The sequence below is a fragment of the Pseudomonas arcuscaelestis genome, from assembly GCF_016881005.1.
GTDB lineage: Bacteria > Pseudomonadota > Gammaproteobacteria > Pseudomonadales > Pseudomonadaceae > Aquipseudomonas > Aquipseudomonas arcuscaelestis.
Map to the genome: position 1 here is coordinate 218,783 of NZ_JACOPV010000005.1, position 14,586 is coordinate 233,368.

The 14,586-nt window shown below is 59.3% G+C and carries 13 protein-coding genes; 8 read left to right on the top strand and 5 right to left on the bottom strand.

Translation table 11 applies throughout. The features are described from left to right. The first annotated feature begins 34 nt into the window (after positions 1-34). The 4 genes from H8F21_RS09490 (at position 35) to H8F21_RS09505 (ending at position 2,134) form a co-directional block, all read left to right on the top strand. Positions 35-271 carry a glutaredoxin family protein gene (locus tag H8F21_RS09490; RefSeq protein WP_203476785.1) on the top strand — a complete coding sequence of 79 codons (237 nt, stop codon included), beginning with the start codon at positions 35-37 and terminating at the stop codon, positions 269-271. Between the two features lie 94 nt (positions 272-365). Next, positions 366-797, top strand: coding sequence for a D-Ala-D-Ala carboxypeptidase family metallohydrolase (locus H8F21_RS09495; protein ID WP_203476783.1), 432 nt, complete (start codon positions 366-368; stop codon positions 795-797). 87 nt (positions 798-884) lie between these two features. After that, positions 885-1,196 (top strand): transcriptional regulator, encoded by a 312-nt coding sequence (locus H8F21_RS09500; protein WP_136475282.1) that lies wholly within the window; start codon positions 885-887, stop codon positions 1,194-1,196. A gap of 50 nt (positions 1,197-1,246) precedes the next feature. Next, a complete protein-coding gene (locus tag H8F21_RS09505) occupies positions 1,247-2,134 on the top strand; it encodes a pseudouridine synthase (protein WP_203476781.1) in 888 nt (295 codons plus the stop codon). A gap of 40 nt (positions 2,135-2,174) precedes the next feature. On the opposite strand, the gene H8F21_RS09510 is transcribed toward H8F21_RS09505, so the two are convergent. From H8F21_RS09510 to acnA, 3 genes are all read right to left on the bottom strand, one after another. Continuing rightward, positions 2,175-3,740 (bottom strand): methyl-accepting chemotaxis protein, encoded by a 1,566-nt coding sequence (locus tag H8F21_RS09510; protein WP_203476779.1) that lies wholly within the window; start codon positions 3,738-3,740, stop codon positions 2,175-2,177. Between the two features lie 93 nt (positions 3,741-3,833). Next, complete coding sequence (locus tag H8F21_RS09515; protein ID WP_203584267.1) at positions 3,834-4,610, bottom strand: CPBP family intramembrane glutamic endopeptidase; 777 nt, start codon at positions 4,608-4,610, stop codon at positions 3,834-3,836. Between the two features lie 151 nt (positions 4,611-4,761). Then, on the bottom strand, positions 4,762-7,503 hold the full coding sequence (gene acnA, locus H8F21_RS09520) for an aconitate hydratase AcnA (RefSeq protein WP_203584268.1): 2,742 nt from the start codon (positions 7,501-7,503) through the stop codon (positions 4,762-4,764). A 253-nt stretch (positions 7,504-7,756) separates the two neighbouring features. Here acnA and rlmM point away from each other — a divergent pair, with 253 nt between their 5' ends. Together rlmM and tusA are read left to right on the top strand one after the other, a co-directional pair. After that, the gene (rlmM, locus tag H8F21_RS09525; protein WP_203476772.1) at positions 7,757-8,821 is read left to right on the top strand and encodes a 23S rRNA (cytidine(2498)-2'-O)-methyltransferase RlmM; all 1,065 of its coding nucleotides are present in this window, start codon (positions 7,757-7,759) and stop codon (positions 8,819-8,821) included. Between the two features lie 31 nt (positions 8,822-8,852). Further along, positions 8,853-9,095: a sulfurtransferase TusA gene (gene tusA, locus H8F21_RS09530; RefSeq protein WP_133211128.1), complete on the top strand. Its 243-nt coding sequence runs from the start codon at positions 8,853-8,855 to the stop codon at positions 9,093-9,095. On the opposite strand, the gene H8F21_RS09535 is transcribed toward tusA, so the two are convergent. Next, positions 9,092-10,489, bottom strand: coding sequence for an MATE family efflux transporter (locus H8F21_RS09535; RefSeq protein WP_203476770.1), 1,398 nt, complete (start codon positions 10,487-10,489; stop codon positions 9,092-9,094). The two genes, tusA and H8F21_RS09535, sit on opposite strands and share 4 nt — an antisense overlap. Before the next feature lie 155 nt (positions 10,490-10,644). Between H8F21_RS09535 and pdxB the strand changes: the two genes are divergently transcribed. Continuing rightward, positions 10,645-11,787 (top strand): 4-phosphoerythronate dehydrogenase PdxB, encoded by a 1,143-nt coding sequence (gene pdxB / locus H8F21_RS09540; RefSeq protein WP_203476768.1) that lies wholly within the window; start codon positions 10,645-10,647, stop codon positions 11,785-11,787. A 51-nt stretch (positions 11,788-11,838) separates the two neighbouring features. Here the strand turns inward: pdxB and H8F21_RS09545 are convergent, their stop codons facing one another. Next, entirely contained in the window at positions 11,839-12,012 is a 174-nt protein-coding gene (locus H8F21_RS09545) for a PA1571 family protein (RefSeq protein WP_203476766.1), read from the bottom strand. A gap of 283 nt (positions 12,013-12,295) precedes the next feature. Between H8F21_RS09545 and H8F21_RS09550 the strand changes: the two genes are divergently transcribed. Beyond that, positions 12,296-14,068, top strand: a complete 1,773-nt coding sequence (locus H8F21_RS09550) for an ABC transporter transmembrane domain-containing protein (protein WP_203476944.1) — start codon at positions 12,296-12,298, stop codon at positions 14,066-14,068. The last annotated feature ends 518 nt before the right edge of the window (positions 14,069-14,586 follow it).

The window sequence follows — 14,586 nt, forward strand, 5'->3', positions numbered from 1 at the left end:
AGTGGTCCTTTCAACCATCTGCCGGTACCTGTCCATGCTTCCTGAATGCCAACTGTTCGGCACCCTGGGTTGTCACCTGTGTGAAGTGGCAGAAGCCTTGTTGATGCCTTTCGTCGAGCATGGCCTGTTGGTCGAGCTGGTTGATATCGCCGAGAATGAATTCTGGGTCGAGCAATACGGCCTGAAAATCCCGGTGCTACGTCGCTGTGACACCGGTGCCGAGTTGAACTGGCCGTTCGATGCCGATCAAGTGGTGGCGTTTCTGCGCTGAAGCGCTAGCCCTGCGGGGGTATTTCCTTTCGTGCGCCGCTGCGTGGGTCGGTGGACAATCCTTGAACGCTGTTATGTGTACCAAGGAGCGGATCATGAACCTCAGCGAGCATTTCACCCTGGCCGAAATGACGGCATCGCAAAGCGCTGTGCGCTTGAGTATCGACAATTCACCCAGCGCCGAAACCCTCAACAACCTTCGCCGATTGTGCGCGTTTCTCGAACAGGTACGCCTGCTGGTGAAAAAACCAGTGCTGGTCAGCAGCGGTTACCGCAGCACCGAGTTGAATCGCATTATCGGCGGGGCCCCCCAAAGTGCTCATATGCAGGGGCTTGCCGCAGACATCAACGTGCCAGGCATGAGCCCTGCAACCTTGGCGCGGCGTGTGGCAGACAGTCCATTGATGTTCGATCAACTGATTATTGAATTCGATCAGTGGGTGCACCTTGGTCTTGCCGAAGGCCTGCAAAGGCGGCAATTGTTAACGATACGTAAGGGGTCTGGCTACCTTCCGGGGCTGGTCTGAGTCGGGTCTGATTGACGTGTCCGATAACTCTGAATATGCTGTATATAAATACAGTATAGGGGTGGCGTTTGCCCTGAGGATCCAACCATGGTCAATGTCGAACAACTGAAATACACCGTTAACCGCATGCCTATCGACAGGGTTAGCGAAGCGGTGCTCGAGTTGCGCCTCGACGGTCTGGTGCTTGAGGGCAAGACGCCCTTCAACAAACTGCACTTCAATACCTGTTTTGCTGAGATCGAAGCGTTGTTCCAGCGTGCCGGCTACCATCGCGCTCTTGACGTGGTCGGTTATCAGGGTTTGCTGTATGCACTTTATGACCCAGGTCGCTGGGAAGCGGTCGATGTTCTGCGTTGGCTCAAGGAGTTCACCGAGGCCGCTGCAACCCAGACTGGCTGAGGCGCCAGGCTTGCGGGATAATGCGCGGTCAATCTGTCTAGAGCGTTCCCATGGCCATTGCCCCTTTCGATCCGGCCCAGCATCAAGCGAGTACGGTCTGCTTGCCGCCTGGCAATTGGGTTACTGTGCTTGACTGCCTTAGCGAACACTTCAAGGCCATCGGCCGCGAACAGTGGTTGGATCGTATCGCCCGTGGGCGAGTGCTCGATGCCCATGGCCAGCCCATCAGTGCCACGTTGGCCTACAAGCCAGGCCTGCGTATCCACTACTTTCGCGAAGTGCCCAACGAGAAGGTGATTCCGTTCGAGGAGCAGATCCTGCATGTCGACGAGCATCTCGTGGTGGCAGACAAGCCGCACTTTCTACCGGTCACACCGACTGGCGAGTATGTCGAACACACCTTGTTGCGTCGGCTGATTCGTCGCCTCGACAACCCCAACCTGGTGCCTCTGCACCGTATTGATCGGCACACCGCGGGCCTGGTGCTGTTTTCTGCGAACCCGCAAAGCCGCTCTGCTTATCAATCGCTGTTTCCCAATCGGCAGATCGACAAACAGTACCAGGCTATTGCTCCAGCACTGGCGCACCTGCAGTTTCCACTGCTGCACAAGAGCCGAATGGTGAGTGGCGAACCATTCTTTCGCATGCAGGAAGTCGAGGGGCAGAGCAACAGCGAAACCCTGGCTCAGGTGCTGGAGAAGAATGGCGAACTCTGGCGTTATGGGCTGTCGCCGATTACCGGCAAGACCCACCAGTTGCGCGTGCACATGACTGCCCTTGGGGCGAGTATTTGCAACGACCCCTTTTACCCGCAGGTGCTGCAGGAGCAGGATGACTACAGCAAACCGCTGAAGCTGCTGGCGCGAAGTCTGCGATTCAACGATCCGCTAAGTGGCGAAGAACGTTATTTCGAAAGTCGGCTGACGCTCGACTGGTAGCAAGGGAAACGGCGCACCCCTATGCGGGTGCGCCGTTTTTTCAGCGGTTGAAGCGCTCGACCAGCGAGTATTGAGTAGTCGCCGTCTGGTTCAATTCTTCGCTGAGCAGCGCCGAGTGCTGGGCCTGCTCGGAGGTTTGATCTGCCAGTTCGGCGATTGTGCTGATATTGCGGCTGATCTCGTCGGCTACGGCAGTCTGCTCTTCGGTGGCAGCAGCGATCTGCGTAGTCATGTCCGTGATGTTGGCCACCGCTTCGCTGATGCCCACCAGCGCCTGGTCCGCTTCCATCACCCGGGCGACACCTTCCTCGGCTTGGCGATGACCCGCTTCCATGGTTTGTACGGCATTGCTGGCGGTTTGTTGCAACTTGGCAATCAGTCCGTGAATCTGACCGGTCGATTCGCTGGTGCGTTGTGCCAGTTGACGAACTTCGTCGGCCACGACGGCAAATCCACGCCCCATCTCGCCTGCACGCGCCGCTTCGATAGCAGCGTTGAGGGCCAGCAGGTTGGTCTGGTCGGCGATACCTTTGATTACATCGACCACACCGCCAATTTCGTCGCTGTCGCGCGCCAATTGGGTCACGGTCAGGCCGGTTTCACCAACAGCCGAAGACAGGCGCTGGATCGCGTCGCGCGTTTCACCCGCGATATCGCGGCCACGGCTGGTCAGGCGGTTGGCCTCCTGGGTGGCATCGGCAGTGCGCTGCACATGATTGGCCACTTCCTGAGTGGTGGCCGCCATCTGGTTGACCGCAGCGGCGACTTGTTCGGTTTCCACTCGCTGGCGCTCCAGCCCCGAGGAGCTGTTGTGGGCCAGGGTATCGGACTGCCGAGCCTGCTCGTTGAGATGCTCTGCGGTATCTTGCAGACGCGTCAGGCAAGTCTTCATCCGCGCATCCTGGCTGAGCATGGCCATTTCCAGGCGCGCCTGGACACCACGGCTGTCAGTGTACATCTGCGCGATCAGCGGGTCGGATGTGGCTTGCTCAGCCAGGCGTAGCAGGCGTTTGAGCCCGCGCTGCTGCCAGCTTAGCCCCAGCAGGCCCAAGGGCACCGACAGTGCTGCCGCCAAGGCGAAGCCCCAAGAGTGACCGAGCCAGTTGCCGATCAGGAAACCGACCTGGCTGACCAGAATGAAGGGCAGCCAGTCTTGTACTACCGGCAACCAGCGGTCGCGACGTGGAATCGCCGCGCGACCTAGATTGATACGCTGATAAAGCGCTTCGGCGCGACGAATCTGCTCGGCCGTCGGCTTGATACGCACCGACTCGTAGCCGACCACCTGGTTGTTCTCGAGCACCGGGGTGACGTAGGCGTTGACCCAGTAATGGTCGCCATTCTTGCAGCGGTTCTTGACGATGCCCATCCATGGCAGACCTTGCTTGAGCGTGTTCCACATGTGGGCGAACACCGCGGGCGGGACGTCTGGATGGCGCACCAGGTTATGGGGCGCGCGGATCAATTCCTCACGGGAAAAACCACTGATTTCGACGAAGGCATCGTTGCAGTAGGTGATAACACCCTTGGCATTGGTGGTCGAGATCAAGCGTTGTTGAGCAGGGAAAGTCCGTTCGCGCTGAGTTATCGGCTGGTTGTTACGCATAAGCTGTTCAATCCGCAAGGCTTTCGAAGGTTATCGGCAACGTGGGGCGTTTGTTGAATGTATTTTTACAAGCGTCAGTAAGTGACTATTGGTTCACGACGCTGCCAGCATTGGGTAGGTAAAACCGGAGAAGTGCGCGAGGTTGAGGCCGAAATGGCAGAGTGTTGCAGCGAACAGGCCTCCATATCGATACGCCAGGCCATAACCAATGCCCGCCACGAACGCCAGCACCACCCACTGCCAGCCGGCACCAAGATGAGCCAGTGCAAACAGGCCTGCCGCAAGAAATAGTGCCAAGCACGGGTTCTTGAGCAAACGTTGCAAGCCGCCCTGGATGTAAACGCGAAACAGCAGTTCTTCGGTCAGGCTGACCAGCAGCAGATTGTTGAGCATCCACAGCCAGGCTTGTTCTGGCCATTTCGGTGCCCACGTAATAATCCCCAGCAACCAGGCGCCGCCCAGGCAGGCGGCAACTACCGCCGGTAGGGTAGCGGCTAGGCTTGGCAGCAGGCGCTTGCCGCCCATTGCCAGTAACCACGGGCAGGCTAGCAGCAACCAAAAGCCAATAAGCGGCTTGTCCAGATTCAGGTACATGGAGAAGGGCACCGCACCTTCGCTCCAGACTGCTTTGTCGATGACCTTGCTGCCCTGGAATCCAGGCAGCCAGTGCAACGCCAGGCCCAGTGCCAGCAGCACGAACAGGGCATGACCGATTATTTGTTGCCAGCGCGCCGCGCGGTTGACCAGCAAGCCATTGCACAACAACGCGATCAGCGTGGGCAGGGCGAGTAAACCCAGGTTGCCATGAATGAGAGAGTAGGCGTAACCAAGGCCCAGCAGGGCCAGTCCGATCCATTGGGAGGCAGGCATGTAGATTCCATTGTGCGGCGAAAAGTGAAGCCTTCGACTCCTCTGGTGTCGATCAAGGCACGCCTGTTTGTTGTATCGCTCCTGCAACAAGCTGTCGATCTGCAGTGTGTAACCAAAAAAAGACCCGGCCACAAAGGGCCGGGCCGGTGCTTCAGGATGCGATCAATTGCCGCAGCACGTAATGCAGGATGCCGCCTGCCTTGAAGTACTCCACCTCGTTGAGGGTATCGATGCGGCACAGCATCTTGATCTGCTCCTGAGTACCATCTTGACGCGTGATCTTCACATCCAGGTGCATATGGGGCTGGATCCGCGCATTGCTCAGGCCAAGGATATCGATGCGTTCACTGCCATCGAGGCCAAGGCTCTTGCGCGTCTGTCCGGTGAGGAACTGTAAGGGCAGCACGCCCATGCCCACCAGATTCGAGCGGTGGATTCGCTCGAAGCTTTCTGCCAGTACTGCCTTGATGCCCAGCAGGTTGGTACCCTTGGCTGCCCAGTCGCGACTGGAGCCAGTGCCATATTCCTGGCCGGCGATAACCACCAGCGCGGTGCCGTCTGCCTGGTAGCGCATGGCGGCATCGTAGATCGCCATTTTTTCGCCAGTCGGCACATACAGTGTGTTGCCGCCTTCTTCGCCGCCCAGCATCTCGTTGCGGATCCGGATATTGGCGAAGGTGCCACGCATCATCACCTCGTGGTTGCCGCGTCGCGAGCCGTAGGAGTTGAAATCCCGGGGCTCGACGCCTTTGTCGCGCAGGTAGCGACCCGCCGGGCTGTCGACCTTGATATTGCCGGCAGGGGAAATGTGGTCGGTGGTGACCGAGTCGCCGAGCAGGGCCAGAACCCGCGCGCCACTGATGTCCTCGATAACCGGCAGAGGCCCGGTGATTTCATCGAAGAATGGTGGATGCTGGATGTAAGTTGAGTCGTCCTGCCAGACATACGTTGCGGCTTGCGGTACTTCAATCGCTTGCCACTGGGCGTCGCCGGCGAACACTTCGGCGTACTCCTTGTGAAACATGGCGGTATCGACTTTGGCAACGGCTTCGGCAATTTCCTGTTGGCTTGGCCAGATGTCGCGCAGGTACACCGGCTGGCCGTTGCTGCCGGTGCCCAGCGCTTCGGTGCTCAAGTCCAGGCGCACGGTTCCAGCCAGGGCATAGGCCACCACCAGTGGTGGAGAGGCCAACCAGTTGGTTTTCACCAGCGGATGCACCCGGCCCTCAAAGTTGCGGTTGCCCGACAACACCGAGGCGACGGTGAGGTCGGCGCTGGTAATGGCCTTCTCGATGACTTCGTCCAGCGGGCCGGAGTTCCCGATGCACGTGGTGCAACCGTAACCTACCAGGTCAAAGCCCAGTTCATCCAGGTAGCGTGTGAGGCCGGCTGCCTTGTAGTAGTCCGTCACCACTTTGGAGCCAGGAGCCAGCGAGCTCTTGACCCAGGGTTTGCGTTGCAGGCCCTTTTCGACCGCCTTTTTCGCCACCAGGCCTGCGGCCATCATTACGCTGGGGTTGGAGGTGTTGGTGCAGGAGGTAATCGCGGCGATTACCACTGCGCCGTCGCGTAGCAAATGATGCTGGCCGCCATGTTCATAGCTGACTTCGCCAGCCTGGTCGGCATTGCCGACTGCTACGCCACCGCCGCCTTCACTCTCCAGTCGCCCGACTTCTTTGTTCGACGCACGTAGCTGCAAGCCGAGGAAACCGTCAAAGGCCTGACTGACCTGCGACAGGGCAACCCGGTCCTGAGGGCGCTTGGGGCCGGCGAGGCTGGCTTCGACTTCATGCATGTCCAGGGCCAGGGTGTCGGTGAATGCCGGCTCTTGGCCTGGCAAGCGCCACAGGCCTTGTTCCTTGCAGTAGGCCTCAACCAGTTGCACCGTTTCATTGGGCCGCCCGGACAGGCGCAGGTAGTCCAGTGTCACCTGGTCGACAGGGAAGAAGCCGCAGGTGGCGCCGTATTCGGGGGCCATGTTGGCGATCGTTGCGCGGTCGGCCAGGGGCAAGTCGGCCAGGCCATCGCCGTAGAACTCGACAAACTTACCGACCACACCTTTTTTGCGCAGCATTTGGGTAACGGTCAGCACCAGGTCGGTAGCCGTAATGCCTTCGCGCAGTTTGCCGGTGAGCTTGAAGCCGATGACCTCGGGAATCAGCATCGACACCGGTTGACCGAGCATGGCCGCCTCGGCCTCGATACCGCCCACGCCCCAGCCCAGCACCCCCAGGCCGTTGATCATGGTGGTGTGTGAGTCGGTGCCAACCAGAGTGTCGGGAAAGGCATAGGTGCGGCCGTCTTCTTCACGGGTCCAGACGGTACGCCCGAGGTATTCCAGGTTGACCTGGTGGCAGATACCGGTGCCCGGTGGCACCACGCTGAAGTTGTCGAAGGCATTTTGACCCCAACGCAGAAAGGCGTAGCGCTCGCCATTACGCTGCATTTCGATATCGACGTTTTCGGCGAAGGCTTCCTGGCTGGCGTAGCGGTCTACCATGACCGAATGGTCGATCACCAGGTCTACCGGCGACAGCGGGTTGATTCGTTGCGGATCGCCGCCGGCCTTGGCCATGGCCGCACGCATGGCTGCCAGGTCGACCACTGCCGGCACACCGGTGAAGTCTTGCATCAGCACCCGTGCCGGGCGGTACTGGATCTCACGGTCGGAACGGCGCTCCTTGAGCCAGTCGGCGAGGGCGCGGAGGTCGGCCGGGGTGACGGTTTTGCCATCTTCCCAGCGCAGCAGGTTTTCCAGCAGCACTTTCAATGACATTGGCAAGCGCTGCAGGTCACCGAGGCTCTTTGTAGCTTCGGTGAGACTGTAGTAAGCGTAAGTACGGTCAGCGACCGTTAAAGACTTTAGCGTTTTCAGGCTATCTAGCGAGGGCATTACCAACTCCTTCTGCGCCGGTGAACGGCAATCTTCCCTGCTGTCGCCGGTTCACCGCCTCTATGACGGTCCGCACGGCACGGACCTGGCTGAACGGTCAGGTTAGACCTGTTTGTCACCCCTGACCAAGTTCTGGACCGGCGGGGCATGTCGCAGGTTCCGAACTTCCTTTATCATTCGTGCATTTGCCGGCGCAGTTCATTGCGCCCGGTCAGGGTTGGAGTGATTGGCTGCCAACCGTCCTGGAGTGAGAATGAATACCCTGTTTATGCACTGCCGGCCCGGCTTCGAAAGTGAAGTGTGTTCGGAAATCGCCGAACATGCCGCCCGGCTGAATGTTCCCGGCTACGCCAAGGCCAAGCCGCAAACTGCGTGTGCCGAGTTCATCTGCAACGACGTTGAAGGGGCTGAGCGCCTGATGCGCGAGCTGCGTTTTGCCCAACTGATTTTTCCTCGTCAGTGGGCGCACGGCAGTTTCATCGAGCTGCCGGAAACCGACCGCATCAGTGTGCTGCTCGACTTTCTGGCCGAGTACCCGCAGTGCGGCAGCCTTTGGCTAGAGGTAATGGACACCAACGACGGCAAAGAGCTTTCAACGTTCTGCCGCAAGTTCGAAGTGCCCCTGCGCAAGGCCTTGACCAAAGCCGGACGCTTGGTCGAAGACGCCAGCAAGCCACGTTTGTTGCTGACCTTTGTCAGTGGTCGACGGGTGTTTGTAGGCATTGCCGCTGCAGACAATTCAGCCATGTGGCCAATGGGTATCCCACGTCTGAAATTCCCTCGTGAAGCTCCCAGCCGCTCGACCCTCAAGCTGGAAGAGGCTTGGCATCATTTCATACCTCGGGACCAGTGGGAGGCGCGACTGTCCGATGACATGACGGGCGTAGACCTGGGCGCGGCACCCGGTGGCTGGACCTACCAATTGGTCAAGCGTGGCATGCTGGTTACCGCCATCGATAACGGACCGATGGCGGAGAGCCTGATGGATACCGGGCTGGTGCAGCACCTGATGGCCGACGGTTTTACCTACAAGCCCAAGCAGATTGTGGACTGGATGGTATGCGATATCGTCGAAAAACCAGCGCGCAGTGCTGCGTTGCTGGAGACCTGGCTGGGCGAAGGTCTGTGCCGCGAAGCGGTAGTCAATCTCAAGTTGCCGATGAAGCAGCGTTACGCCGAAGTGCGGCGCTTGCTCGACCGCATCGAGGAAGGCTTCAAGGCGCGCAAGGTCAAGGTTTCAATCGGCTGCAAGCAGCTGTACCACGACCGCGAAGAGGTAACCTGCCACTTGCGTCGGCTGGATTTGAAACCACGCTGAACCTCACCGTTAACAGTTTCTGGAGTTGTATATGACTGATTTCACCCCGGACGCGGTTCTCGACGCCACCGGCCTCAACTGCCCTGAGCCGGTAATGATGTTGCACCAGCACGTTCGTGACCTGGCCGCAGGCGGCTTGCTCAAGGTAATCGCCACCGATCCGTCGACTCGTCGCGATATCCCCAAGTTCTGCGTGTTCCTTGGCCATGAACTGGTCCAGCAACAGGAAGATGCAGGCACCTACCTGTACTGGATTCGCAAGAAACTCGACTAAGTGCGTTGCGCTCGACGAATGTGTTTGCTGCTGCTGCGTGCCAAACGAATGGACAGCATCAGCGCAGCGCAAGTCAATCCGGCGATCAGGCCTTCCCACAAGCCGTTGGGGCCGCTGGCTGGGCCAACGTAGTCGGTAAGGCCCAATACGTAGCCCACAGGCAAGCCGATGCCCCAGTAGGCGAACAGGGTAAGGATCATGGTCACTCGCGTGTCTTGATAACCGCGCAAGGCGCCCGCTGCAATCACCTGGATGGCATCGGAAAACTGATACAGCGCGGCATACACGATAAGCATGGCGGCAATTTGGATGACCGTCGTGTCAGGGGTGTAAATCGAAGCGATCGGCTCACGCATCAGCAAGATCAGGCTGGCCGAGAAACAGGCGAAGACCAGTGCCGCAGCCAGGCCCACCAGGGCGGCAAAGCGTGCCTGCTGCGGCGCCCCGGCGCCTAATGCCTGGCCCACCCGTACAGTCACGGCCATGCCCAGTGAGTACGGGATCATAAACAGCAGGGAGCTTATGTTCAGGGCGATCTGATGGCCAGCCACCACCGTCGGGCCGAGGCTGCCGATCAGTAGGGCAATTACCGCGAAGATACTCGACTCGGCGAAAACCGCGATGCCGATTGGTAGTCCGACGCCCATCAGGCGCTTGATGACTGGCCATTGCGGGCGCTCGAAGTTGACCAGCACCCGACTTTTTTCGTAGGCCGGGGCCCAGCGGGTCCAGGCAGCCATGGCCAGGGCCATGAACCACATGACGATACCGCTGGCCCAGCCACAGCCAACGCCGCCCATGGCCGGCAGGCCGAGGTGGCCATAGATCAGCACATAGTTGAGCGGAATGTTCAGCAACAAGCCGAGGCAGCCAATGACCATGCTTGGGCGTGTATGGCCGAGGCCATCGCTGTAGCAACGCAGCACGTAATAGAGGGCGATACCGGGAAAACCAAAGGCGATGCCTTGCAGGTAGCCCAGGCTCGGTTCGATCAGTTGCGGATCGACCTTCATCACTTGCAGGACCGGCTCGGCGCAAACCAGCAAGGCACTGGCAATCAAGCCGACGGCGACTGCCAACCACAGTGCCTGGCGGACCAGTGGACCGATTTCAGCATGCTGCCCGGCACCAAAGCGCTGGGCTACTTTAGGCGTGGTAGCAAGCAGAATGCCGGTCATGAGCAGGAACACCGGAATCCAGATCGAGTTGCCCAACGCGACGGCTGCAAGATCGCGCGCGCTCACCCGACCGGCCATCACCGCATCGACGAAGCCCATGGCCGTGGTGGCCAGTTGCGCAATGATAATCGGCGTTGCCAGCAGCAATAGGCTGCGCAGCTCCAAGCGCACTCGGGCAGCGCGGGATGAGGGAGAGGAAAGAGCGTCGCTGATCATGGGCGTCACAAGGCAGGTGTCCTGCAAAATAGGATGCAAAGCCGACCAGTGTACCCGTTGACACCCTGGTCAGGAAATCCATTCGCGGGATCTGTGGTTAACTGGATTAGCGCCCCTGCAAGGGCCTACACTGCGCACCCCGATAGGAGAGCGCCATGCTGATTGTTGCCGACGAGAATATTCCGCTGCTCGATGCCTTTTTTGCAGGATTTGGCGAAATTCGCCGTTATCCGGGACGTGCAATCGATGCTGCCTGTGTAAAAGATGCCGATGTCCTGCTGGTGCGCTCGGTGACTCGCGTCGACCAGGCTCTGCTTGAAGGCAGCAAGGTTCGCTTCGTCGGCACCTGCACCATTGGTACCGACCACCTGGCGCTGGACTACTTCGCTCAGGCTGGCATTCAGTGGTCCAGTGCACCGGGCTGCAATGCCCGAGGTGTAGTCGATTATGTGTTGGGTAGCCTGTTGACGTTGGCCGAACTCGATGGGGCCGATCTGGCTGGGCGTACCTATGGCGTTGTCGGTGCCGGAGAGGTAGGAGGGCGCCTGGTTGAAGTGCTACGTGGCTTGGGTTGGCAGGTGCTGGTTTGCGACCCGCCACGCCAGGCCCGCGAGGGTGGTGCCTACGTCAGCCTGGAAACCATTCTGGCGCGGTGCGATGTGATCAGTTTGCATACGCCGCTGACCCGCGATGGCGAAGACGCGACTTGGCATTTGCTGGGCGATCAGCAACTCCAGGCGTTGCGTCCGGGAGCTTGGCTGATCAACGCCAGCCGTGGGCCGGTCATCGACAATTCGGCGCTGCGTGAGCTCTTGCTGCAGCGTGAAGATGTGCTGGCGGTGCTGGACGTCTGGGAGGGTGAACCGCAAGTCGATCTGGAGTTGGCTGACCTTTGTGTACTGGCCACGCCGCACATCGCCGGTTACAGCCTGGACGGCAAACAGCGCGGCACTGCACAGATCTATCAGGCTTTTTGTGGCTCGCGGGGCGAGCCGGCTTCAGTGCAACTGGCTGACTTGCTGCCCCAGCCCTGGCTGGCAGAAGTCGGCCTGCAGGCCACCACCGATCCTGCCTGGGCGCTGGCAACCCTGTGCCGTGCGGTGTATGACCCGCGCCGTGACGACGCTGATTTTCGCCGCAGCTTGAGCAGTGATGCGCTTGAGCAAAAAAGCGCATTCGATGCCTTGCGCAAACACTACCCGCCGCGCCGTGAAATCGAAGGCTTGGTGGTGCGCCTGCATGGCGAAGCCCCCCATTTGGCGCAAATGGTTCGAGCCCTGGGTGCGGTGCTGGCCTGAGTCCGGGCAATAAAAACCCGGCGCTTGGGCCGGGTTGAACAATTCGGTGATTCAGTCGTTCTTGGCGGGTGCCTTGCGGCTTTGTTCCAGCTTTTCGCACGCCTGCTGGACCATCTCTTCGGTGATGATGATCTCTTTGCCATCTGGGCCGATGATCGAACCGCCCACCGGCGCTTGCGGGTTTGGAGCGCTTTTGGGCTGGTTGGTGCTGTGTTGCAAGCTCATTTTTGTCTCCTCATCAGGTTGCCAGCTCAGACTAGAGTCGCGCAGTGACCGAACTATGACAGCTGCGTCGGTTTTCACGCTACGACTCCTCCAGTCCAACAGAAAGTTGGGCAAACCTCCAGTGGCGTCTTAGAACGAAACGATCTAGCCACGTAAGCGGCGACATCTACGAGGGTGCCGAGACTGGTTTATTAAATGACGACTGTTTATTCCTGCGAGTTCCTTGGCGTGGGACGAGCGGTCAGGTGTAGGCTGGCGGAAACAATTGATCGTTGGTCTCTCCATGCTCAACCGCTTCTCACCCCGTCAGCGTCAGGCGCTGCAATTGGGTTGGCGTTTCATTCGCCCTTATCGCAAACAGGTGCTGCTGGCGTTGCTCGCCTTGATCGTGACAGCAGGCATCACGTTGTCGATGGGCCAGGGTATACGCTTGCTGGTCGATCAGGGCTTCATGACCCGCTCACCGCAGTTGCTCAACCAATCCATCGGTTTCTTTCTGTTGCTGGTGCTGGCATTGGCGATCGGGACGTTCAGTCGCTTCTATCTGGTGTCGTGGATCGGTGAGCGGTGTGTGGCTGATATTCGTCAGCAAGTATTTGATCACCTGATCTATCTGCATCCGGGTTTTTTCGAAAGCAATCGCAGTTCCGAGATTCAGTCGCGCCTTACCGCTGACACGACTTTGCTGCAGTCAGTGATCGGCTCGTCACTTTCCTTGTTTCTGCGCAACGCCTTGATGGTCTTGGGTGGCATTGTCCTGTTGTTCGTAACCAACCCCAAATTGACCAGCATCGTAGTGGTTGCCTTGCCGCTGGTGCTGGCACCGATTTTGATCTTCGGACGACGGGTGCGCAGCCTGTCGCGCCAGAGCCAGGATCGAGTAGCTGATGTTGGTAGCTACGTTGCCGAAACCCTCGGGCAGATCAAGACCGTGCAGGCCTATAACCATCAGGCGAGCGATCAGCAGCGCTTCGGCCAGACCGTGGAAGCCGCCTTCACCATCGCGCGCAAGCGCATCATGCAGCGGGCCTGGCTGATCACGCTGGTAATTGTGCTGGTGCTGGGGGCCGTAGGCGTAATGCTCTGGGTCGGCGGCATGGATGTCATTGCCGGGCGAATTTCCGGGGGCGAGTTGGCGGCATTCGTGTTCTACAGCCTGATCGTTGGCGGCGCCTTCGGTACGCTCAGCGAAGTGATCGGTGAGTTGCAGCGTGCCGCGGGTGCGGCTGAACGAATTGCCGAGTTGTTGGCCGCCCGAAATGAAATCGGCGTGCCGGCCGAAGGCCTGGAGCGCAGCGCGTTGCGGGTCACTGGCCGGCTTGAGTTGCGTGAAGTGCGCTTTGCCTATCCATCACGACCCACACCTGCTGCTATCGATGGCTTGAGCCTGATTGTCGAACCAGGAGAGACGCTGGCGCTGGTTGGGCCTTCGGGGGCTGGCAAGTCGACGTTGTTCGACTTGTTGCTGCGTTTCTACGACCCGCAGCAAGGGCAAATACTACTGGATGGGCAGGCGTTGAACCGGCTTGATCCCTTGGACCTGCGTCGGCATTTTGCCCTGGTTGCACAAAACCCGGCATTGTTCTTCGGCACGGTCGAGGAGAATATCCGGTACGGGCGTGCCGATGCCAGTGCCGAGCAGGTCGAGGCGGCGGCCCGAAGCGCTCACGCCCATGAATTCATTCTGCAACTGCCCCAGGGTTACCAGACTCACCTGGGAGACGCGGGCCTGGGATTGTCAGGCGGCCAACGTCAGCGCCTGGCCATTGCTCGAGCCTTGTTGGTAGATGCACCGATCTTGCTGCTCGATGAGGCCACCAGTGCCTTGGATGCCCAAAGCGAGCACCTTATTCAGCAAGCACTGCCGACGCTGATGCGTGGGCGCACCACGCTGGTTATCGCCCACCGGCTAGCCACGGTACAGCATGCCGATCGTATCGCTGTAATTGATCAGGGGCGTCTGGTGGCGATCGGCACGCATCGCCAGTTGATCGCCGAAAGCCCGTTGTATGCGCGACTGGCGGCGTTGCAATTCAACACCGTTACGGATTTGTGACAGCGTTCCGCAGGCTGTCACATTTTTGTAGCAATCCCCTGAGACTATCGCTCACAGCTGTTGCGTAACGCTCGAACTTGGCTGCTATCGAATGATGGCAGCTTTTTTTTGCCTGCAGCAGCTGCCAGTGAACGAGGACACGGACGTCTTTATCTGGTTGATGCAGCGATGCGTCGCTTCCTATTTCCTTGTTCCGGAACCCTTCCGATGTTGCGTAAATCCCTGCGAGTGCAAATCCTCGCATTACTTGCTGGCAGCCTGTTGGCGATACTGATGATCGCTCTGGTCTGCTTTCAATTGCTGTCCTCCAGTGTGCGTGGCTACGGCCAACTGATTGAGGGGCCGTTGCAGGCCTCGCAATTGATCGATGAGGCCAACCTGCAGTTCAAGGTGCAGGTTCAAGAGTGGAAAAACGTGTTACTGCGCGGCAAGCAGCCGGCAGAACTGGACAAGTACTGGCAGCAGTTTCTGGCCCGCGAGCAGCAGGTGCAGGGCATTCTCGATCAGTTGATCAGCAG